Here is a 233-nt window from a genome sequence, read left to right as displayed (position 1 = left end):
TTACGTCAAAAGCTCGCTGACCCCGGGGTCGCTCGACGTTACCCACTACCTGATCAAGGCCGGCGTGCTTCCTTACCTGGAGAAGCTCGGCTTCTACGCCGCAGGCTACGGTTGCGCGACCTGTATCGGCAACTCCGGCCCGCGGCCTGACGAAGTCAGCCAAGCGATCGCGGACAACGGCATGGCCGTCGCCGCAGTCCTCTCGGGCAACCGGGATTTCGAAGGCCGCGTGC

General features: G+C 64.8%; 1 protein-coding gene. It reads left to right on the top strand.

Translation table 11 applies throughout. The features are described 5' to 3' along the window. Positions 1-233: aconitase family protein (locus KVT38_RS34310; RefSeq protein ID WP_217598157.1), on the top strand; the 233-nt coding region annotated here is incomplete at both ends.

It is taken from the genome of Cohnella sp. GbtcB17 (genome assembly GCF_019091135.1).
In the GTDB taxonomy this organism is placed as follows: Bacteria; Bacillota; Bacilli; order Paenibacillales; family Paenibacillaceae; genus Cohnella.
Note: the sequence above shows the minus strand (reverse complement) of the source record. Positions and strands in the feature narration are given on the sequence as shown.